Origin of the sequence: Pseudomonas sp. CFBP2511 (genome assembly GCF_030209255.1) — a bacterium.
In the GTDB taxonomy this organism is placed as follows: Bacteria; Pseudomonadota; Gammaproteobacteria; order Pseudomonadales; family Pseudomonadaceae; genus Aquipseudomonas; species Aquipseudomonas avellanae.
The window spans coordinates 1-21,711 of record NZ_JARVSI010000026.1 but is presented as its reverse complement, the minus strand read 5'-3'; the positions used below and the strand labels follow the sequence as shown (position 1 = coordinate 21,711).

Here is a 21,711-nt window from a genome sequence, read left to right as displayed (position 1 = left end):
GCAGTTAAGGTGTTCCGCTGAGTGGTTGCTACATTTGACCGGATGATTTATTTCCGGCCTGTGACCTGTAAACTCGCGGCCTTTGCTTCGGGCGTTTTTGCGGCGCGAAGTATCGCATAAATGGCTGGCTTTATCGCCCATCCTTTGCCAAGGCGCACAACTCTTTCAATGAATCTACTCAAATCACTCGCCGCCGTAAGCTCTATCACCATGGTTTCCCGGGTTTTGGGCTTCGTGCGCGACACCATCATTGCCCGCACTTTCGGCGCCGGAATGGCCACGGATGCGTTCTTCATCGCCTTCAAACTGCCCAATCTGCTGCGTCGCATCTTCGCGGAAGGGGCTTTTTCGCAAGCCTTCGTGCCGATTCTGGCCGAATACAAGAGCCAGCAGGGCGAGGAGGCGACCCGCACGTTTGTCGCCTATGTCACCGGGCTGTTGACCCTGGCGCTGGCAGTGGTGACGCTGCTGGGGGTGATCTTTGCGCCCTGGGTGATCTGGGCGACGGCACCAGGCTTTGCCGACACGCCGGAAAAATTCGCCCTGACCTCGGACCTGCTGCGGGTGACCTTTCCTTATATATTGCTGATTTCCCTGTCCTCGATGGCCGGCGCGATCCTCAACACCTGGAATCGTTTCTCGGTGCCTGCGTTCGTGCCGACCCTGCTCAACGTCAGCATGATTTTCTTCGCGCTGTTTCTCACCCCGTACTTTGACCCGCCGGTCATGGCGCTGGGCTGGGCGGTGCTGGTCGGTGGCTTGCTGCAATTGCTTTATCAACTGCCGCACCTGAAAAAAATCGGCATGCTGGTGCTGCCGCGTCTGAACTTGCGCGATACCGGCGTCTGGCGGGTCATGAAGCAGATGCTGCCCGCGATTCTGGGCGTCTCCGTCAGTCAGATTTCTCTGATCATCAACACGATATTCGCCTCGTTCCTCGTCGCCGGTTCCGTGTCGTGGATGTACTACGCTGACCGACTGATGGAGCTGCCGTCCGGTGTACTGGGCGTCGCGCTGGGGACGATTCTGCTGCCGATCCTGTCAAAGACCTACGCGCAGCGCGACCGTCAGGAATACTCGCGGATTCTCGACTGGGGCCTGCGTCTGTGTTTTGTGCTGGTGCTGCCCTGCACACTGGCGCTGGGCCTGCTCGCTGAGCCGTTGACCGTTTCGCTGTTTCAATACGGCCAGTTCAATGCGCTGGACGCGGCCATGACCCAGCGTGCGCTGGTCGCCTATTCGGTCGGTTTGCTGGGTATCATCCTGATCAAAGTGCTGGCCCCAGGCTTTTATGCCCAACAAAATATCCGCACCCCGGTGAAAATCGCGATTTTCACCCTCATAGTGACTCAGTTGCTCAACCTGGCGTTTATCGTGCCTTTGCAGCATGCCGGTCTGGCGCTGGCCATCAGCGTGGGGGCGTGCATCAATGCGGGGCTGCTGTTCTGGCAATTGCGCAGACAGGATCTGTTTCAGCCGCAACCGGGCTGGACGAAATTTCTGTTCAAGCTGATCGTTGCTGTCGCGGTCATGTCTGCTGTGCTGCTGGGGCTCATGCATGTCATGCCGGCCTGGGACGAAGGTCATATGCTGGAGCGTTTTCTGCGTCTGGGTGCGCTGGTCGCGGCGGGGGTGGTGACGTATTTCGCCATGCTTCTGATGCTGGGCTTTCGCCTGAGGGATTTCGCCCGCAAGGCCATTATGTAGGCCGCTTCCTGCGGGTTGATCGTCGTTTTTTTTTCGTTGCGGGCCGAGAACCTTCATCCGCTCTTGGTGTGTTGCCTGTCGTCCACGGCCGTGTGTGGTTATAATCGGCCACTTTATGAGCAAGAAGTGCGTTATGCAGCTGGTTAGAGGCCTTCACAACCTGCGCCCCGAGCATCGGGGCTGCGTCGCCACGATTGGCAATTTCGACGGTGTTCACCGCGGCCACCAGGCGATCCTGGCGCGTTTGCGTGAGCGTGCCGTCGAATTGGGTGTGCCCAGCTGCGTGGTGATCTTCGAGCCGCAGCCGCGTGAGTTCTTCGCGCCGCAAACGGCTCCGGCACGTCTGGCGCGTTTGCGCGACAAGCTTGAACTGCTGGGTGCCGAGGGCGTGGACCGAGTATTGTGTCTGTCCTTCAACCAGCGCCTGAGCAAACTCAGCGCGGCAAGCTTTGTCGAGACCGTGCTGATCGACGGTCTGGGCGTGCAGCACCTTGAAGTAGGCGACGATTTTCGTTTTGGCTACGACCGGGTCGGTGATTTTGATTTTCTGCAGCAGGCCGGCACGACGTATGGTTTTACCGTAGAAGCGGCGCAGACCGTTGAAATCGATGGCCTGCGCGTCAGCAGCACCAAGGTGCGTAAAGCCCTGGCTGCGGCGGACTTTGCCCTTGCCGAGCGCATGCTCGGTCGCCCGTTCCAGATAACCGGACGGGTATTGCATGGCCAGAAGCTGGCGCGTCAGTTGGGTACGCCCACCGCCAACGTGCAACTCAAGCGTCGTCGTGTACCGTTGAGCGGGGTTTACCTGGTCAGCATGGACATCGACGGCAAGCCTTGGCCAGGCGTCGCCAACATCGGTGTGCGTCCGACGGTGGCGGGTGATGGCAGCGCGCACCTCGAAGTGCATCTTCTGGATTTTGCCGGCGATCTTTACGGTCGGCGTTTAACGGTGGCTTTCCACCACAAGCTGCGTGATGAGCAGCGTTTCGCCTCACTGGAGGCGCTCAAGACGGCGATCAATGCGGACGTCGCCGCCGCCCGTGCCCATTGGCATGGCTAACCGCTAAACAAGAGCCTGAAATGACTGATTATAAAGCCACGCTAAACCTTCCGGACACCGCCTTCCCTATGAAGGCCGGCCTGCCCCAGCGCGAGCCGCAAACTCTGCAGCGCTGGGACAGCATTGGCCTGTACCAGAAGCTGCGCGAGATTGGCAAGGATCGTCCCAAGTTCGTCCTGCACGACGGTCCTCCGTACGCCAACGGCACTATTCACATCGGTCATGCGGTCAACAAGATTCTCAAGGACATGATCCTGCGTTCCAAGACCCTGGCGGGCTTTGATGCCCCTTATGTGCCGGGTTGGGACTGTCATGGTCTGCCGATCGAACACAAGGTCGAAGTGACCCACGGCAAGAACCTCTCCGCAGACCGCACGCGTGAGCTGTGCCGCGCCTATGCGGCCGAGCAGATCGAAGGCCAGAAGTCCGAGTTCATCCGTCTGGGTGTGCTGGGCGACTGGAGCAATCCGTACCTGACCATGAACTTCGCCAACGAAGCCGGAGAAATCCGTGCGCTGGCCGAAATGGTCAAGGGCGGTTTCGTCTTCAAGGGTCTGAAGCCGGTCAACTGGTGCTTCGATTGCGGTTCGGCATTGGCTGAAGCTGAAGTCGAATACCAGGACAAGAAGTCCTCGACCATCGATGTGGCGTTCCCGATTGCCGACGAGGCGAAGCTGGCCGCAGCCTTCGGTCTGCCGTCACTGGGCAAGCCTGCGTCCATCGTCATCTGGACCACCACGCCGTGGACCATTCCGGCCAACCAGGCGCTGAACGTCCATCCCGAGTTCGAATACTCGCTGGTCGATGTAGGCGACAAACTGCTGGTGCTGGCGTCCGAGCTGGTTGAAAGCTGTCTGGCCCGTTACAAGCTGGAAGGCACGGTCGTTGCGACCACCACCGGTCAGGCGCTGGAACTGATCAATTTCCGCCATCCGTTCTACGATCGTCTGTCGCCGATCTACCTGGCCGAATACGTCGAGCTGAGTGCCGGCACCGGTATTGTTCACTGCTCGCCTGCCTATGGCGTGGACGACTTCACAATCTGCAAACAATACGGCCTGAGCAACGACGACATCATCAGCCCGGTGCAGAGCAACGGCGTGTATGTCGAATCGCTGGAGTTCTTCGGTGGCCAGTTCATCTTCAAGGCCAACCAGAACATCATCGACAAGCTGGTCGAAGTCGGCAGCCTGATGGACACCGAAACCATCAGCCACAGCTACATGCACTGCTGGCGCCACAAGTCGCCTTTGATCTACCGCGCCACCGCGCAGTGGTTCGTCGGCATGGACAAGCAGCCTGAAAGCGGCGAAACCCTGCGCAAGCGCGCGGTCAAGGCCATCGAAGACACCGAGTTCGTACCGGCCTGGGGCCAGGCGCGCCTGCATTCGATGATCGCCAATCGTCCTGACTGGTGCATCTCGCGTCAACGCAACTGGGGCGTGCCGATTCCGTTCTTCCTGCACAAGGAGAGCGGCGACCTGCACCCGCGTACCGTCGAACTGATGGAAGAAGTGGCCCTGCGCGTCGAGAAAGAGGGCATTGAAGCCTGGTTCAAGCTGGACGCCAGCGAATTGTTGGGTGACGAGGCCGCCAAGTACGACAAGATCTCCGACACACTGGACGTCTGGTTCGACTCGGGCACCACGCACTGGCACGTACTGCGCGGCTCACACCCGATGGGCCACGAAACCGGCCCGCGTGCCGATCTGTACCTGGAAGGTTCTGACCAGCACCGCGGCTGGTTCCATTCGTCGCTGCTGACCGGTTGCATGCTGGACGATCACGCGCCGTACCGCGAACTGCTGACCCACGGGTTTGTGGTCGACGAGAACGGCCGCAAGATGTCCAAGTCGCTGAACAACGTGGTTGCGCCACAAAAGGTCAACGACTCACTGGGTGCGGACATCATGCGCCTGTGGGTATCGGCGACTGACTATTCGGGCGAAATGGCGGTGTCCGATCAGATCCTGCAGCGCAGCGCCGATGCCTATCGTCGTATCCGCAACACTGCACGCTTCCTGCTCTCCAACCTGTCGGGCTTCAACCCGGCGACCGACATCCTGCCCGCCGAAGAAATGCTCGCGCTGGACCGTTGGGCCGTGGATCGCACGCTGCTGCTGCAACGCGAGCTGCAAGAGCATTACGGCGAATACCGTTTCTGGAACGTGTACTCGAAGATCCACAACTTCTGCGTGCAGGAGCTGGGTGGTTTCTATCTGGACATCATCAAGGATCGTCAATACACCACGGCTGCCGACAGCACTGCGCGTCGCTCCTGCCAGACGGCGCTGTTCCACATCTCCGAAGCGCTGGTGCGCTGGATCGCGCCGATCCTGGCGTTTACCGCCGACGAGCTGTGGCAGTTCCTGCCGGGCGAGCGCAACGAGTCGGTAATGCTCAACACCTGGTACGAAGGCCTGACCGAACTGCCTGCCGACTTTGAAATGGACCGCGCCTACTGGGAGCGGATCATGGCGGTTAAGACCTCGGTCAACAAGGAAATGGAAAACCTGCGCGCTGCCAAGGCAATCGGCGGCAACCTGCAGGCCGAAGTGACCTTGTACGCTGAAGACTCGCTGGTTGCTGACCTGTCGAAACTGAGCAACGAGCTGCGTTTCGTGCTGATCACCTCCACCGCCAGCGTTGCACCGTTCGTGTCGGCTCCGGCGGATGCCGTGGTCACCGAGGTTGCGGGCCTCAAGCTGAAAGTGGTCAAGTCCGGCCACGCCAAGTGTGCCCGTTGCTGGCATCACCGCGAGGATGTGGGGGTGAACCCTGAGCACCCGGAAATCTGCGGTCGTTGCGTAGACAACATCAGCGGTGCGGGCGAGGTGCGTCATTATGCCTGACGCCACTTTGTCTAATACCTCGCTCGGCCGCCTGGCCTGGCTGTGGTTGACCGTACTGATTGTGGCTGTAGATCAGGTCAGCAAGTACTACTTCGAGAACGCGCTGAGCCTTTATCAGCAGATCATTGTGATCCCGGACTACTTCAGCTGGACACTGGCCTACAACACAGGCGCCGCCTTCAGTTTTCTGGCGGACGGTGCCGGTTGGCAGCGCTGGCTGTTTGCCCTGATCGCGGTCGTGGTCAGTGCGGTGCTGGTGGTCTGGCTCAAGCGTCTGGGTCGCGATGATACCTGGCTGGCCATTGCGCTGGCGCTGGTACTGGGCGGCGCGCTGGGCAACCTGTATGACCGCGTGGTGTTAGGTCATGTGATCGACTTCATTCTGGTGCATTGGCAAAACCGCTGGTATTTCCCGGCGTTCAACGTCGCGGACAGTGCAATCACCGTCGGTGCAATCATGCTGGCGCTGGACATGTTCAAGAGCAAGAAAACCGGAGAAACCGTCAATGACTGAACAGTCGTCGACTCAGGGCTCGTCTGACGAGTTGCGTATCGGTCAGAACACGCAGGTCACCTTGCACTTCGCCCTGCGCCTGGAAAACGGTGACACCGTCGACAGCACCTTTGAAAAGGCCCCGGCCACGTTCAAGGTCGGCGACGGTAACCTGTTGCCCGGTTTTGAAATGGCGATTTTCGGCTTCAAAGCCGGCGATCGAAAGACGGTAGAGATTCTGCCGGAAAACGCCTTTGGTCAGCCCAACCCACAAAACGTACAGATCATGCCACGCTCGCAGTTCGTGGGCATGGAACTGTCCGAAGGGTTGCTGGTGATCTTCAATGACGCGGCCAACACCGAGTTGCCCGGCGTGGTGAAAGCATTCGATGACGAGCAGGTCACCATCGACTTCAATCACCCGCTGGCAGGCAAGACACTGAGCTTTGAAGTGGAGATCTTCGAAGTGAAGGCAATCCTGGCTTCCTGACCGGCGCCATCAAGCCCGGTTTCGGCCGGGCTGCTACGCACGTAACTCTGTACGCAATTCTGCACGCAACCATGAGGCACAGCATGCAAATCAAACTCGCCAACCCCCGCGGCTTTTGTGCCGGAGTGGACCGCGCGATCGAAATCGTCAATCGTGCTCTGGAAGTGTTTGGTCCGCCGATTTATGTGCGCCATGAAGTTGTTCACAACAAATTTGTCGTCGAAGACCTGCGCTCTCGTGGCGCGATCTTTGTTGAAGAGCTTGAACAGGTTCCGGACGACGTCATCGTCATCTTCAGTGCCCACGGTGTTTCCCAGGCCGTGCGCACCGAAGCTGCCGGTCGTGGCCTGAAAGTCTTCGATGCCACCTGTCCGCTGGTGACCAAGGTGCACATCGAAGTCGCCCGCTACAGCCGCGATGGTCGCGAGTGCATCCTGATCGGCCACGCCGGTCACCCGGAAGTCGAAGGCACCATGGGCCAGTACGATGCCGTCAATGGCGGGGCGATCTATCTGGTCGAAGATGAAGCGGACGTTGCCAGCCTTGAGGTGCGCAACCCCGAGTCGCTGGCGTTCGTGACCCAGACCACCTTGTCGATGGACGACACCAGTCGGGTGATCGACGCGTTGCGCAGGCGCTTCCCGGCCATCGGCGGGCCACGCAAGGACGACATCTGCTACGCCACGCAAAACCGCCAGGACGCGGTCAAGCAATTGGCCGACGAGTGCGACGTGGTGTTGGTGGTGGGCAGCCCGAACAGCTCCAACTCCAACCGCCTGCGCGAGCTGGCCGAGCGCATGGCCACCCCGGCTTACCTGATTGATGGTGCCGAGGATATGCAGCAGGGCTGGTTCGACGGCGTCGAGCGCATCGGCATCACCGCTGGCGCGTCGGCCCCGGAAGTGCTGGTGCGCGGCGTGATCCAGCAATTGCAGGCCTGGGGCGCAACCGGCGCGGATGAGTTGGCTGGTCGCGAAGAGAACATCACGTTCTCCATGCCCAAAGAGCTGCGGGTCAAGTCGCTGCTCTAAGGCTGCTTACCCGCACAACGCAACGTCACGCTTGGTGTCCTCGATCCTGACCCGTCCAGTCGGCGCCACTATCACGCGATAGTGGCTGACGGGCTGGCCTTCGAGACAGACGTGGAACGTGCCGTTGGTTCTGTTTCGCAGGTTGCCCAGACCATTGAAGCTCAGTCGCTCCGTCACTTTACTGTTGCCGACCACCCGAGGCGTGCCGCCACTGGCGCGCTCTACCAGCAGCGTATCTTTTTCGTCGGGGCCTTTGCCGTCCAGGTCGAGTATGATCCGCCAGCCGTTGCTCCAGTCCTCTTCAATGGCGTGAATCGTCACAATCTGATTGCGTGTAATAGCGGCGACTCTTGCAGAACGGATACCGCTGGCCAGCTCCTGAGCGGCGACGAGCCCCCGATTGGAGTCGATCAGTTGCTTGAAGGAAGGTGTTGCCACGTTGGCCAGAATGGCCACCAGTGCAACGACGATCAATAATTCGATCAGTGTGAACCCTGCATGCTTCATGTGCGTTCCTCCCTGGAAACCGCCGTTACAGAACCTTGCGGGCGTTCGTCGTCGCAAAACAACCGTACGTCCCGCTATGGATTTTCCAGCGGCATTGCTGCCTTATAGTCGTAACGTCTAGGAGACACTCAATGCGTCATATAGCCAAGGGATTCAGCCTCATCGAATTGTTAGTCACTGTGTCCCTGGTGGGCATCCTTGCGGCTATCGCTGTCCCGAGCTTTACCAGCTCCATTCAAAGCAACAAGGCCGACACCGAACTCAGTGATTTGCAGCGCGCGCTCAACTATGCGCGACTTGAGGCGATAAACAGGGGAGTAACGGTGCGCATTGCGCCGACCAGCGGCACGGCGTGGACGGGCGAATTGCAGGTGTATCCGGCTTCCGACACCAAGGCGACGCCCACAGCCCTTCGTAAAGTCGCGGCCATGAGCAGCGGCGGTACGCTGGTGGCAACCAATAGTGTGGCGGCAATTGATTTCAACAACCTGGGCGGGCTTATCAACCCGGCCGCGGCGGTAGTGATGACCTATACCCGAGGCACGATTGTCAGAACCATGAATATTTGCCTGACCGGTAGAATCGTCCTCAATGGGGGCTGCTGATGCCCTGTCACGCTCGACATCGCCAAGCCGGCATGACCCTGATCGAGGTGCTGGTCTCGGTTCTGATCCTGGCGATCGGCCTGCTGGGCGCTGCCGCCATCCAGCTTAACGCCCTCAAGTACACCGACAGTTCCGCCATGACCAGCCAGGCCAGCTTCATCGCCTACGACATGATGGACCGCATTCGCGCCAATGTTGATGGCAACGCCAGCGCCAATGGTTCGACCAACGTGCTGGCGACTTATGCACTGGCGAACCTGGCTGATGCCCCGGCTGCCAACCCGAATGATGCGCGGGCGCAGGATCTGTACGATTTCAAAACCAATATCGTTAATTTTGCAGGCGCGAGCGGCACAGGCAGCATTGTTGTCAACACTGCTCCGATAGTGACCATCACTATTGGCTGGAGCGACACGCGAGCTGCGGGTGCAAGCAATCAGGCCACGGGCAGCACGACCGTTAGCCCGACGACCCAGAGCTTCACCCTGACGTCCCGCATCGGGGTCAACCCATGAGAAAGCTTTCCAGAGGCTTCGGGCTGGTCGAAATCATGGTGGCGCTGGTGCTGGGGCTGGTGGTCAGCCTGGGCATCATCCAGATATTCAGCGCTTCCAGAGCCACTTATCAGAGCCAGAACGCAGCTGCCCGGATGCAGGAAGATGCCCGGTTCATCTTGAGCAAACTGATTCAGGAAATCAGGATGACGGGTATGTATGGATGCCTGAGTTTCAAAGACTATGCGCCTACCCCCCCAGCAATCAATTGGCCTGTAACGCTCGATAATCCCATCCTCTGGGACAACGCAGGCAAGACGCTGACCTTGATCACCAACGATGTGGGTGCTTCAGGCAGTCAACCGACGTGGACCATCGTTTCGGATTGCAGGACCGATACTCAGCTTTATGCGGGTGCCCAGGCTCCGCTCGCAGGGCAGACGGCTTTTCCGCTGCGGCAACTGCTCTACACGCTCACAGGAACGAACCTGAACATCCAGTACGGGACGGGGGGCGCTGTACAACCGCTGTTGCAGAATGTCTTGGACTTTTCAGTTTCCTTTGGAATGGCAGGCAACCCGATGTCCTATACCACGGCCGTCACCAACGCCAACGCTGTTAACGTACGCAGCGTTCGCATAAGTCTGACGCTGCAGGATGGGCAGAACGGCGTGGTCAAGAATCAGCAGTACAACGTTGTTGCCTACCTGCGTAACCGCTTTTGAACGGGCCGAGCATGAACAAGACCGTGCGATATCAAACGATAAGGCCTTTTCCCGTAAAGCAGCGTGGCATGGTGTTGCTGGTCAGTCTTGTATTCCTTTTACTTCTCACGCTGTTGGGGATTTCTTCGATGCAGAACGCTACCCTGCAGGAAAAAATGGCGGGTAGCGTAACGATTCGCAATCAATCGTTCCAGTCTGCTGAAGCGCAGTTGCGCTTGGGAGAGTCCTCGATACTGGTCGCCAATTTTTCGCTTGCGGCTTGTAACACTTCTTTCAGCTGCGCGCCGCCTGCGGAGTCCACTGTGATTACAGCTGCTGGCGTAGGTGCTTCCGGTGTGAAATGGATTGGTGGAAATGGCGCGTTTTACGGCATTCAGAACCTGGGTGCCCCGTTCGGCCCTCTTGTTAAATGCATAAACCCTGATCTGCTCAAAAAGACGGTATACCGGGTGACGGCTGTCGCCATTCAAGGGCCATCACGCACTGTTCTGGAGAGTATCTATGTCACGGGTTGCTAAGTCGCTCCGCCACTTCTCCAGGCATATTTACGGGATTTTGCTGGCGTTGTATCTGACAACCCCGGTCTACGCATTTACGCCAGTGCAGGTGCCGCTGCTCAGCGCACCTGCGGTGCCCCCCAACCTGATGCTGCTCGTGGATAACTCGGGCAGCATGTACAACATTATCTGGGCTTCAGGGTTTGACGCCTCGGTCAATCGTCCGGATATCGGCTACTACTCGACGCAGTGCCTGAGCGGTCTTATCACTGTGGTTTGTCCGTTCATGAGTACAATCTCGGAGGATCAGACCCTGTCGCTGGGCGATATCAATGCGAACAGCATATTCAACTTTTCGTTGATGTGTCCGTTCGGCGGTCGCGCAGTATTTCGCAACGGACTTCAGTATTGCCTGAACCTGCCTGATCCTGCCGGGAATGGGCTGACGCGTTATACCGCTGACTATTTGTCCTATCTGATCGATCTGGTCAGCCCCAATCTGCTGGGGGTTCGCAACTACACCAATAACGTAATTCCCAATGATTATCGAATGAATGTCGCGAAAACAGTAGCGACCAATCTGGTTTCAAACAACCTGACCCTCAGGATTGGGCTCGCTTCCTACAATGAACCCATTAGCGGCGATCCCGGTCCCGGGGGAAAGGTTGCCCGGGTCATTACGGATCTGTCGCCAGTCACTGCAACGACCTATCAGCCGACAGGTGTCACTCAGGCCCAGGCAACGGCCAACGTCAATGCCCTGAAACAGGCGATTGCCAACCTGACGCCCTCGGCCAACACGCCTTTGGCTGAAACCTATTACGAGATTACCCGATACTTTCGAGGCATGACGCCGTTCTATCAAAGTGGCTCGACGTATGTCAGCCCTATCCAGTATCGCTGCCAGAAAAACTATGGCGTCGTGATCACTGACGGCTTGCCAACCTACGACCGAACCTTCCCGATCAACGACCCTGACGACATTCTGGATACCACCCGGTCACTGCCCAATTGGGATTTGAACGCCGTCAACGACGGTGACAATCTGGCTGGCGACGGGGAGGGGGATACACTGTATCTGGATGATCTGGCCAAGTTTGCCTACGACATTGATCTGCGCCGTGATGCCGTGAATGCCGGGGGTGATCTGACCGGCAAGAGCTGGGATACGGCAGGTTTCGCCAAGCAGAACGTCAGCACTTACACCGTGGGTTTTACTCTTTCAAACCAGATGCTGATTGATGCGGCTGACAATGATCATGGTCATGGCAAGTACTTTCAAGCCAATGACAGCTCAGGGCTTAGCTCGGCGTTGAATCTGGCGCTGAGTGACATCTATGCCAGGATGGGATCGGGCGCTGCCGGGACAGGCAATTCTTCAACGCTCCAGGTGGGCACTCAGTTCTATCAAGCGCTTTACGATCCGACTGACTGGCACGGCACCATCAGGGCTTTTAATGTGGACCCTACAACGAAGGCGTTGAGTGCGCCTGTCTGGACCACCGACACGGCCATTGTCAGCGGATCAACTGCGCCGGTATTCGAGTCATGGAGCACGGTCGCCACCCCGGTGAAAATAACTTTGGATTACGCAAACTTCAGCGCTGCCCAGCAAGCTGCCTTGAATGCCACCTTGCCGACCAATGTCAGCGGGACAGAGCTGATTTCCTGGGCCAAGGGCACTGCCAATTCAAAGTTGCGTACACGCACCCGGCTATTGGGCGATATTGTCAATTCATCACTTGGCGTGGCGATACCTGCGCAAAAGACAGCTACCAGCTTGTTAGGCGATACCAGTTACATCACCTATCTGGCTACCAAGGCTGGCAGCATGAATTCCAGTATTCTGGCCAATGCCAACGACGGATTTTTCAACGTAATTAATCCAGCGGATGGCTCCAGACGGTATGCCTATATGCCATCGACTGCTCTGACCTCGCTGGCGACCATCGCATCGACGACTTATGGATCTGGCGTTCACAAGTTTACGGTGGATGGTCAAATAGCCGTTTTCGACACGCAGCTTTCCGCTGGTTCCGCATGGCGAACCGTTGCTTATGGCGGTACTGGAGCGGGTGGCAAAGCGTTTTTCGCGATCAAGTTGTTTGAGGGCGTCAGTAACACCATCGGTGCACTGTGGGAAGTTAAAGCGCCTGACACCTCGGATACCACCAATAAATTTAATAATCTGGGGTACGCATATTCAGAACCCGATGTCGCTCGAATGGCGAATGGTACCGGGATCGTGGTGGTTGGCAACGGTTATGGCAGCTTCACCGGCAGAGCTTCGCTCTTTGTGCTCAATGCCAATACCGGAGCATTGATTGCCGAGATTCAGACGCCTGTCCTGAACAACGAAACCGATAACGGTTTGTCATCAGTCAAGCTGCGGGTCAACTCTCAGAATGTGGTTCAGGCTGCATACGCAGGGGATCTGAAAGGGCGGCTGTGGAAGTTCGACATGAGTGGGGCCAGTGCTGCAAGCTGGAAAGTGGCATTTTCGGGTGCGCCACTGTTTACCGCACCGCGCGGTGCCAATCAGCCGATAACGGTTCAGCCGTTTTTGCTCGATCATCCACTCAACGGCAAGATCGTTTATTTTGGCACTGGCAAGTTTCTTGAGGTTGCAGACAAACAAACTACAAGCCTGCAGGACTTCTACGCCATCTGGGATGCCGACAGCGCAACAGGAAGTATTGTCGAAGCAAACCTGCAGGCGCAGGCGGTCAATGGCAGTATTGTCAGTAACGGGACTACCTACTTCACGTCAACTTCCAACGATGTAGATTGGTCAGTCAAGAAGGGGTGGTTCATGCCGCTCGCCACGGTTGCGCCTTATGTGGGGGAGCGGATTATCTACCCTGCGCTCACCAGCCGAGACCGGATAATATTTTCCACTGCTTCCGTGAACTCAGCCGATCCCTGCGAAAGCACGGGGACCGGGCGGGTGTTTGAGCTGAATGCTGCTACCGGAAGCATGCTTAATTATCAGGTGCTTGATACAAACGGCGATAACCTTGTCAACAGTTTTGATCTGGGTGTGGCAGGGTTTGCTGTCGGTTCAGGTATACCCGTAGTAGCCGCTGTTTTTAATAACACCGGTGGTGGCGGTAATGAGACCAAGGTCTGGCAAGATTCCAGCGGTGCCGCTCCGTCGGGACTGCCTGAGGCCGGGAATAACCAGCGCATCATGTGGCGACAAATCCAATAGGGAAACGAATCATGCGAGCGACATCCAGGGGCTTTACGTTGATCGAACTCATGATCGTCGTGGCGATTGTCGGTATTCTGGCCGCCATCGCGTATCCCAGTTATACCGAGTACGTGAGGCGTACTCAGCGCTCGGCAATCGCCAGTTTGCTTTCCGAGCAGACCCAGGCACTTGAGCGTGGGTTTTCGCGAACAGCAACCTATGTTGGAATAGGGGTAAGCGGGGGTAACTCTTATTACACAATAGCGTCGGCCCCCACCGCCACCGACTTCACACTGACCGCAACACCTATCCCCAATACATTGATGGCCGGCGACAAATGCGGCAGTTTCGTCATCACCAATACCGGTGCGCGCAGCAACTCAGGCGCCACCACTGGCGTCACCACCAAAGACTGCTGGGGCCGCTGAAACCGTTTTCCCTTGTCCCGAGACCAAGATGCCCAAGCAAAAAGTAGTCATTGTCGGCGGCGGTGTCATAGGTCTGCTGACCGCCTTCAATCTCGCCTCCGAGCAGGTCAACGTCGTATTGCTGGATCGTTCGGGTGTCGGGCAAGAGTCCTCCTGGGCAGGCGGCGGGATTGTTTCGCCGCTTTATCCGTGGCGCTACAGCCCGGCAGTCACCGCGCTGGCGCACTGGTCGCAGGATTTCTACCCGCACCTCGCCGAGCGTCTGCTTGCGCAAACCGGCATCGACCCCGAAGTGCACAAGACTGGCCTGTACTGGCTCGACCTCGACGACGAACAGGGCGCGCTCGACTGGGCTGCGCGTGAGAACCGGCCATTGAGCAGTGTCGATATCTCGGCAGTGAACGATGCCGTGCCGGCGCTGGGGGAAGGGTACTCGCGGGCGATCTACATGGCCGACGTGGCGAATGTGCGCAACCCTCGGCTGGTCAAGTCGCTCAAAGCCGCGCTGCTGGCGATGCCCAACGTGGACATTCGCGAGCAGTGCGACGTCAGCGGCTTTGTGCGCGAAGGCAGCAGGGTTTCAGGCGTGAGCACGCCGTCAGGCGATGTGACCGGTGATCGGGTGATTCTGGCTGCGGGAGCCTGGAGCGGTGACTTGCTCAAAACCCTCGGCCTGGACCTGCCGGTCGAGCCGGTGAAAGGGCAGATGATCCTCTACAAATGCGCATCTGACTTCCTCTCCAGCATGGTCCTGGCCAAAGGGCGCTACGCAATCCCGCGTCGCGATGGCCACATTCTGATCGGCAGCACGCTGGAGCATGAAGGGTTCGACAAGACCACCACGCAGGCCGCGCTGGAAAGTCTCAAGGCGTCGGCCATCGAATTGCTTCCCGAACTGGCCAACGCCGAACCCATCGCCCAATGGGCGGGTCTGCGTCCCGGCTCGCCCGAAGGGATTCCCTTCATCGGGCCACTGGCTGGCTTCGATGGGCTTTGGCTCAACTGCGGCCACTACCGCAACGGCCTGGTGCTAGCGCCTGCCTCGTGTCAGCTACTCACCGACTTGCTGCTGGGCCGCAAACCGATCATCGATCCTGCACCTTACTCACCGTTAGGCCGTCTGCATTTTTGACTGACTGAGCTCACGCGGCAAAGCACATTCGCCTGAGTCTGATGCTGTCATTCAAGTCCGCCTGTTTTGCCTGAACCGGTTATTGCTGCTATTGTCTAGCGCACTAGATAGTAGCGAGCTAGAAAACGCAATGAGTGCCAATAAATCAAAAGCGCGCCGAGAAGTCGGGACTCAACTGTCCTTCGCACTCTATGGCGCCGCCAATCGAATGATCCGTCTGCACAAGCCTCTGCTGGAGCCGTTGGGTCTCACATTTCCGCAATACCTCGTCATGCTTGAGCTGTTCAGCGCCGCCCCCAGAAGCGTGGGCGAACTGGGCGCCAGACTTGCGATGGACACCGGCACCATCACGCCACTGCTCAAACGCCTGGAAGTCTCGGGCATGGTCACGCGTACTCGAGATCGGAGTGATGAGCGCCGGGTATTGATCGCGTTGACCGAGGCCGGAGAGGCGTTACGTGAGGCTACGTGGAGCGTCACCGAGCAAATAAAGAGCGCTTGTCAGCTTACCGATGATGGGCTGGAGACACTTCGCGACACGCTGAACGACTTTGCGCGTCCTGCAACTGACTGAACGGCGCGCGGTACTTATCCCCCGAAAGAGGACGAACACATGAAGATCGGAATTATCGGCACAGGCCCGATTGGCGCGAGCCTGGCCCGTAAACTGGCCGCCAGTGGTCATGAAATCAAATTGGCCAACTCCAGAGGCCCCGATTCCATTGGCGATCTTGCCCGCGATGTGGGGGCCAATGCGGTCAGTAAGGAAGAGGCGGTCAACGGCGTTGATGTGGTGATTACATCGATCCCGTTCGCAAACTATCCGGACCTGGCTAACCTGTTCAGCCAGGTGCCTGCGCATGTTGTGGTTATCGACACGTCCAATTACTACCCCATCCGCGACGGCGTGATAGAGGGTATTGACGATGGCCAGCCCGAAAGCGTGTGGGTCAGTAAACAGATCGGCCGCCCGGTGGTTAAAGCCTGGAATGCTTTGCTGGCCGAGACGCTTGCCAGCAAGGGCTTGCCAATCGGTTCGCTTTTGCGACTGGCCCTTCCGGTTGCTGGCGATAATGACGAAGCCAAGGCAGTAGCGATGAAGCTGGTCGATGCAACGGGCTTTGATGCCGTGGACTCGGGCAGTTTATCCGACTCATGGCGTCAGCAGCCGGGCACTCCGGCTTATTGCACCGAATTGCTGGTTGGTGAGCTGGAGCGCGCATTGGCCGCTGCTGATAAAACTCAAGCCGCGCAGCATCGTGAAACGGTGCTGAAAGCGCTTATGTCTGCACCCGAGCCCCTGAGCCACACTCAGACCGTTGCCTTGAATCGTGCAGTCACCGGAACGGTCTTGCACTAGCTCACCCCTTTACCTGTGGACAAGGAATGACCGCCTTGCGGCCGCTCGTTGCCATCGGGCCTGATCCTGAACCAGATCGAGTACATTGCCGGCAGAAACACCAGGGTCAGCACCGTACCGGCGAATGTGCCGCCGATCAGCGTGTAGGCCAGCGTGCCCCAGAACACCGAATGGGTGAGGGGGATAAACGCCAGAATGGCGGCCAGCGCTGTCAGTATCACCGGGCGCGCACGTTGTACAGTGGCTTCGACCACGGCTTGAAACGGGTCGAGCCCCGCCTGTTCATTGTGGTGGATCTGGCCGATCAGGATCAGCGTGTTGCGCATCAGAATGCCGGACAGTGCGATCAGCCCGACCAGTGCATTGATGCCGAAGGGCTGCTGAAAGAGGATCAGCGTAGGCACCACACCGATCAGCCCCAGCGGGCTGGTCAGAAACACCATGACCATGGCCGATATCGAACGCACCTGCAGAATCAGGATGATCAGCGTGACCGCCAGCATGATCGGGAACAGTGGCAACATCGCCGCCATTGCCTTGCCGGATTCCTCGATTGAACCTGCCTGATCGATCCGGTAGCCACTGGGCAGCGTGTCGATGATGGGCTGCAACTGCCGGGTAATGGCCGTCGATACATCTGGCGGTTGCAGGCCGTCGGCGATGTCGCCCCGTACGGTGATGGTTGGCGTGCGGTCGCGCCGGCGCATGACCGACTCTTCCATGCGCACATCGACTGCACCGATCTGCGACAGCGGAACACGTTGCCCATCGACGCCTGTGAGGGTGAAGTCCATGATTTTTGCCGGATCCAGTCGGGTGTCGCCAGCCGAGCGGGCAACCACCTGCACGGTGCGAATGTCCTCGCGCACCGCCGTAACCGGCAGGCCGGTCAGCAGGAACTGCAATTGTTGCGCGACCTGGCTGGAACTCAGCCCGATGGCCTGCATCCGGTCCTGTTGCAAGGTGAAATGCAGCGTTGGGGTGCGCGTGCCCCAGTCAGTATTGACGGTGCGCATCATCGGGCTGGCGCTCAGCACCTGTTGCACCTGCGCCGCAATGCTGCGCAGTGTGTCCGGGTCATGGCCGGTAACGCGGTAGGCGACCGGGTAGGGTGAATACGGGCCGAAGACCAGTTGCGTGACGCGCACTTGCGCCTCGCCAGCCAGCCCTTCGGAAATAGCCTGACGCAAGCGGTGTTTCAGTGTCTCGCGCTGTTCCTGGCTGTCGGTGCGCACCACGATCTTGGCAAATGACGGGTCAGGTAATTCCGGCCCCATCGCCATGTAGAAACGTGGCGCGCCCTGGCCAATGTAGGCGGTGACGATCCCGGCTTCTGCCTGCTCGGCCAGCCAGCTTTCCACTTTGGCCGCGGCCGCGCTGGTTTGAGCAATCGAGGTGCCGTAAGGCATCTGCAGTTCGACCAGCACTTCGGGGCGGTCTGACACCGGAAAGAACTGTTTCTTGACCAGCCCCATGCCCAGCACGGCCAGGACGAACAACCCGATGACCGAACCTGCGACCAGCCACTTGCCTGCAATGACGTGCGCCAGCACCCGGCGGAAACGGTTGTAGCGTGGCGTGTCGTAAAGTGCGGCATGGCCGCCTTCGACCTGCTTCACCTCAGGCAACAGTTTCACGCCCAGATACGGTGTGAAAAACACCGCTACCACCCACGAGGCAATCAGCGCGATACCGACGATCCAGAACATGTTGCTGGTGTATTCGCCTGCCGTGGAGCGCGCAAAACCGTTGGGCATGAAGCCGACAGCGGTGACCAGGGTGCCGGATAACATGGGCGCGGCGGTGTGGCTCCAGGCGTACGCAGAGGCCGCGATGCGGTCGTAACCTTCTTCCATCTTCACCACCATCATTTCGATGGCGATGATCGCGTCGTCGACCAGCAGCCCGAGCGCCAGAATCAGTGAACCCAATGTAATGCGGTCGAAATTCTTGCCGCTCATGGCCATGATCACGAAGACCACCGCCAGGGTCAGCGGTACGGCGGCAGCCACCACAACGCCCACACGCCAGCCCATGCTGATAAAGCAGACCAGCATGACCACCAGCAATGCGACGAAAAACTTGATCATGAACTCATCGACCGCCGAACTGATGTTGACGGCCTGGTCCGTGACCTTGTTCAGGCTCATGCCCAAGGGCAGCTCGGCGTTGATCGCGCCCACCTCATGATCCAGCGCCTTTCCAAGGTCCAGCCCGTTCCAGCCATCGCGCATGACGATCCCCAGCAACAGTGCCGGCTCGCCGCCGTTGCGAATCATGAACGTTGCCGGGTCTTCGTAACCGCGTTTGACCGTGGCAATGTCCGCCAGCTTCAGCGTGCGGCCCTGAGCCACAACCGGCGTATCGCGGATCTTCTGCAGCTCATCGAAAGCGCCGTCGAGCCGAATGAACACCTGCGGCCCACGGGTTTCGACCGAGCCTGCCGGGGTAAGCGCATTCTGATTATTCAGCGCGGCAAATACCTCTTGCGGGCTGATACCCAGCGTTGCCAGTCGCTCGTGGGAGAACTCGACGTAGATGCGCTCGGGCTGCTCGCCCACGATGTTGACCTTCTTCACACCCGGCACATGCAGCAGGCGCTGGCGCAGCGATTCGGCGTCACGTGCCAGCACGCGCTGCGGCTCGCCTTTGGCCTTGAGCGCGAACAGCGCGAAAGTAACGTCCGAATACTCGTCGTTGACCATCGGCCCGATCACCCCGGCCGGAAGCGTCATGGCCTCGTCACCGATTTTCTTGCGTGCCTGATAAAACTCATCCGGCACTTGCGACGGCGGCGTGCTGTCGAGCAGGGTCAGGGTTGTGAATGCCATGCCAGGCCGCGTGTAGGTTTCGGTGCGGTCGTACCAGCGCAGTTCCTGAAGGCGCTTTTCGATCTTCTCCGCCACCTGATCCTGCATCTCCTGGGCGGTTGCGCCCGGCCAGACCGACACCACGGTCATTACCTTGACCGTGAAGGCCGGGTCTTCGGCGCGGCCCAGTTTGAAAAAGGCAATGACCCCGGCCAGCGAAATCAGGCAAATCAGGAACAGGGTGATCGAGCGCTCGCGCACGGCCAGCGCTGACAGGTTGAAACGACCTTCGCTCATGGGCGCGCACCCTCCGCCACAGCGACGTTCGCTGGAGCGATCACCCTGACCTGCTGGGCTTCATGCAGAAGGTGCGCGCCGAGTGCGACTATCCGCGCGCCAGGCTTGAGTTGCGTACTGATGCGGGCGTGCTCGTCATCAAGGTGCTGAACCACTACCGGTGCCCAGTTGACCTGAGCCGGCTCCCCTTGAATGACCCAGACACCCGGTCCTTTGCCAGCGTCGTATAACGCACCGATGGGCACCTGCAGCGTGCTCTGCCCGGCGACATCGGCACTGGGGATCTTCACAGTAATGGTGGTGCCGAGCGGTGCATTTGCCATCTCGCCTTCCAGCACATAACGTGCCTCGAAGGTGCGGGTCTGGCGGTCCGCGACGTCCGACAGCTGTCGCAGCCGGGTCGTGGTGCTCAGGTCTTTGTTGCCGAACAGCGTGGCCTGGGCGGCAGAACCTATGAGAGGGCGCAGGTTTTCCGGAAGCTGGATGACGGCTTCACGCGGCCCGGCGTGCGCCACGCGCACCACTGCTTGCCCTGCGCTGACGACCTGACCGGGTTCAACGAGGGTTTCCATGACGATACCGTCGGCATCCGCTACAAGGTCTGCGTATCGGGTCGCGTTGAGGGCCACTTCAGCCTGCGCTTGGGCCGAACTGAGTTGAGCTTTGGCCGAGTCCGCCGTCGCTTTGATCTGGTCGTAGCTGGAGGCTGAAATTGCGCCGCTGCTGCGCAGGCTTCTATAGCGCGTCTCTTCGTCCGCTGCCTGCTTTGCCTGCGCTTTGGCCGCCGTCACTGCTTCGCGCTGTGCGTGCGCAGCAAGCTTCAGGTCGGCAGGGTCGATACGCATCAGCGGTTGGCCGCGCTTGACGGCCTGCCCGGTATCGACAAAGCGCTCCAGCACCTTGCCGGACACCCGGAAACCGAGGTCGCTTTGCACCCGCGCCGCCACGGTGCCGGTGAACGAGCGGGGCGCTACGCTGGCTTCCTGGAGGATCGCCACGCGCACCAACGGCGCGTCTGTGCGTGGGTCCGGTTGCGTTTTTTCGCTGCAGGCGGTCAGGGCCACCGGCAGAACACTGGCAAGAACAAGCAAAGCAAAGCGGTGCCGGAGCATGGGAATCTCAACGTGCAGTGATCGATATCTGCACTTTGATTCCAGTGACCAAATTAGTCAATGGTCACAATCATTGTTTTGTCACGGCGACAGGCTGCGCAGCACCAGGCTGGATAGCTGACTCGGGCCTTCGTCGGTGTGATCGAAGGCGTGTTGCAGGAGCAGCGGGTTGATGTAGGGACGCATTACCAGATAGATCGCCATGACGGTTTCATCAAGGGGCGTCTTACGCTCGAAGTCGCCGGTTTGCCGACCTTCCTGCAGAATGTTCTGAAGCATGGCCTTGAGGTTGTCCTCGTAAATCAACGTCGCCTGCCAGCGCTCGGTCGCTGCCGACGTAGCAATCTCGTACAGCTTGCGGTCATGCGAGAACAGGCGAATGCTGGCTTCGACGACTGATTTGAACATGCGTCGCAGCTTTTCGGGCGGGCGGTCGGTTTCGTTGACTGCTGCTCTGACCTCTGCTTCGATTTCACTCAGACAGTTGGCGCAGATCATCTCGCCGATGGCCTGCTTGGACTCGAAGAACTTGTAGATGTACGCCTTGGAAAACCCGATAGCCCTGGCCAGATCGGACACAGTGGTCTTGCCGTAACCGTATTGACTGAAATGTTCTGTGGCCGCAATCACGATCTGATCACGAATCTCATGGTCCACCGGACCACGGCCTGCTGCGGGATTGCTGATGGTTTTGTTCATGGGCGCAGCTTACTGACATTGAGGTGAGTGGACAATAAGTGACTTCTACGGAATAGGGTCACGAATATTCTCGCCTCAACGCCCGCTGCACCCAACAGGACCGGACACAGAGCGCCGCACGATAGTCGAGATTATCGTTCCACGCTCCAGCCCAGACACCTATCGTTCCTCACGCTCCAGCCTAGGAATGCCTTGGGTGACGCTCTGCGTCACAAATCT

Annotated in this window: 18 protein-coding genes and 1 pseudogene; 15 read left to right on the top strand and 4 right to left on the bottom strand. The window is 58.8% G+C overall.

Features of this window, described 5'->3' with window-relative positions; translation table 11 throughout:
* Positions 1-168 precede the first annotated feature (168 nt).
* From murJ to ispH, 6 genes are all read left to right on the top strand, one after another.
* On the top strand, positions 169-1,707 hold the full coding sequence (gene murJ, locus QRN38_RS21865; RefSeq protein WP_024667595.1) for a murein biosynthesis integral membrane protein MurJ: 1,539 nt from the start codon (positions 169-171) through the stop codon (positions 1,705-1,707).
* A gap of 133 nt (positions 1,708-1,840) precedes the next feature.
* A complete protein-coding gene (ribF, locus tag QRN38_RS21860; RefSeq protein ID WP_057418203.1) occupies positions 1,841-2,767 on the top strand; it encodes a bifunctional riboflavin kinase/FAD synthetase in 927 nt (308 codons plus the stop codon).
* 20 nt (positions 2,768-2,787) lie between these two features.
* Positions 2,788-5,619 carry an isoleucine--tRNA ligase gene (ileS, locus tag QRN38_RS21855; protein WP_007246770.1) on the top strand — a complete coding sequence of 944 codons (2,832 nt, stop codon included), beginning with the start codon at positions 2,788-2,790 and terminating at the stop codon, positions 5,617-5,619.
* Entirely contained in the window at positions 5,612-6,133 is a 522-nt protein-coding gene (lspA, locus tag QRN38_RS21850; protein WP_005769261.1) for a signal peptidase II, read from the top strand. Before ileS ends, lspA begins: the two co-directional genes overlap by 8 nt.
* On the top strand, positions 6,126-6,602 hold the full coding sequence (locus tag QRN38_RS21845) for an FKBP-type peptidyl-prolyl cis-trans isomerase (RefSeq protein ID WP_003381292.1): 477 nt from the start codon (positions 6,126-6,128) through the stop codon (positions 6,600-6,602). The genes lspA and QRN38_RS21845 overlap by 8 nt, the downstream gene beginning before the upstream one ends.
* A gap of 83 nt (positions 6,603-6,685) precedes the next feature.
* Positions 6,686-7,633, top strand: coding sequence for a 4-hydroxy-3-methylbut-2-enyl diphosphate reductase (gene ispH / locus QRN38_RS21840; RefSeq protein WP_057418202.1), 948 nt, complete (start codon positions 6,686-6,688; stop codon positions 7,631-7,633).
* Positions 7,634-7,639: 6 nt separating this feature from the next.
* On the opposite strand, the gene QRN38_RS21835 is transcribed toward ispH, so the two are convergent.
* Positions 7,640-8,140 (bottom strand): GspH/FimT family pseudopilin, encoded by a 501-nt coding sequence (locus tag QRN38_RS21835; RefSeq protein ID WP_057418201.1) that lies wholly within the window; start codon positions 8,138-8,140, stop codon positions 7,640-7,642.
* A gap of 131 nt (positions 8,141-8,271) precedes the next feature.
* Between QRN38_RS21835 and QRN38_RS21830 the strand changes: the two genes are divergently transcribed.
* The 9 genes and pseudogenes from QRN38_RS21830 to QRN38_RS21790 form a co-directional block, all read left to right on the top strand.
* Positions 8,272-8,745, top strand: a complete 474-nt coding sequence (locus QRN38_RS21830; RefSeq protein ID WP_057418200.1) for a GspH/FimT family pseudopilin — start codon at positions 8,272-8,274, stop codon at positions 8,743-8,745.
* The gene (pilV, locus tag QRN38_RS21825) at positions 8,745-9,260 is read left to right on the top strand and encodes a type IV pilus modification protein PilV (RefSeq protein WP_032710841.1); all 516 of its coding nucleotides are present in this window, start codon (positions 8,745-8,747) and stop codon (positions 9,258-9,260) included. The genes QRN38_RS21830 and pilV overlap by 1 nt, the downstream gene beginning before the upstream one ends.
* Positions 9,257-9,964, top strand: a complete 708-nt coding sequence (locus QRN38_RS21820; protein ID WP_057418199.1) for a PilW family protein — start codon at positions 9,257-9,259, stop codon at positions 9,962-9,964. The genes pilV and QRN38_RS21820 overlap by 4 nt, the downstream gene beginning before the upstream one ends.
* An 11-nt stretch (positions 9,965-9,975) precedes the next feature.
* Positions 9,976-10,482: a pilus assembly PilX family protein gene (locus QRN38_RS21815; protein ID WP_057418198.1), complete on the top strand. Its 507-nt coding sequence runs from the start codon at positions 9,976-9,978 to the stop codon at positions 10,480-10,482.
* The gene (locus tag QRN38_RS21810) at positions 10,466-13,672 is read left to right on the top strand and encodes a pilus assembly protein (RefSeq protein WP_057418197.1); all 3,207 of its coding nucleotides are present in this window, start codon (positions 10,466-10,468) and stop codon (positions 13,670-13,672) included. The genes QRN38_RS21815 and QRN38_RS21810 overlap by 17 nt, the downstream gene beginning before the upstream one ends.
* Before the next feature lie 11 nt (positions 13,673-13,683).
* Positions 13,684-14,082 carry a type IV pilin protein gene (locus QRN38_RS21805; protein WP_057418196.1) on the top strand — a complete coding sequence of 133 codons (399 nt, stop codon included), beginning with the start codon at positions 13,684-13,686 and terminating at the stop codon, positions 14,080-14,082.
* 28 nt (positions 14,083-14,110) lie between these two features.
* Positions 14,111-15,214 carry a glycine oxidase ThiO gene (gene thiO / locus QRN38_RS21800; RefSeq protein ID WP_057418195.1) on the top strand — a complete coding sequence of 368 codons (1,104 nt, stop codon included), beginning with the start codon at positions 14,111-14,113 and terminating at the stop codon, positions 15,212-15,214.
* Positions 15,215-15,344: 130 nt separating this feature from the next.
* Positions 15,345-15,788 carry a MarR family winged helix-turn-helix transcriptional regulator gene (locus QRN38_RS21795; RefSeq protein ID WP_057418194.1) on the top strand — a complete coding sequence of 148 codons (444 nt, stop codon included), beginning with the start codon at positions 15,345-15,347 and terminating at the stop codon, positions 15,786-15,788.
* A gap of 27 nt (positions 15,789-15,815) precedes the next feature.
* Positions 15,816-16,574: pseudogene (locus QRN38_RS21790) on the top strand (NADPH-dependent F420 reductase); the annotation flags it as partial.
* Here the strand turns inward: QRN38_RS21790 and QRN38_RS21785 are convergent.
* The 3 genes from QRN38_RS21785 to QRN38_RS21775 all read right to left on the bottom strand — a co-directional run bounded on the left by QRN38_RS21785 (position 16,571) and on the right by QRN38_RS21775 (position 21,492).
* Positions 16,571-19,681, bottom strand: coding sequence for an efflux RND transporter permease subunit (locus QRN38_RS21785; RefSeq protein WP_057418192.1), 3,111 nt, complete (start codon positions 19,679-19,681; stop codon positions 16,571-16,573). The pseudogene QRN38_RS21790 and the gene QRN38_RS21785 overlap by 4 nt on opposite strands.
* Positions 19,678-20,793: an efflux RND transporter periplasmic adaptor subunit gene (locus QRN38_RS21780; protein WP_005769274.1), complete on the bottom strand. Its 1,116-nt coding sequence runs from the start codon at positions 20,791-20,793 to the stop codon at positions 19,678-19,680. Before QRN38_RS21780 ends, QRN38_RS21785 begins: the two co-directional genes overlap by 4 nt.
* An 81-nt stretch (positions 20,794-20,874) precedes the next feature.
* The gene (locus QRN38_RS21775; RefSeq protein ID WP_057418191.1) at positions 20,875-21,492 is read right to left on the bottom strand and encodes a TetR/AcrR family transcriptional regulator; all 618 of its coding nucleotides are present in this window, start codon (positions 21,490-21,492) and stop codon (positions 20,875-20,877) included.
* Between the last annotated feature and the right edge of the window lie 219 nt (positions 21,493-21,711).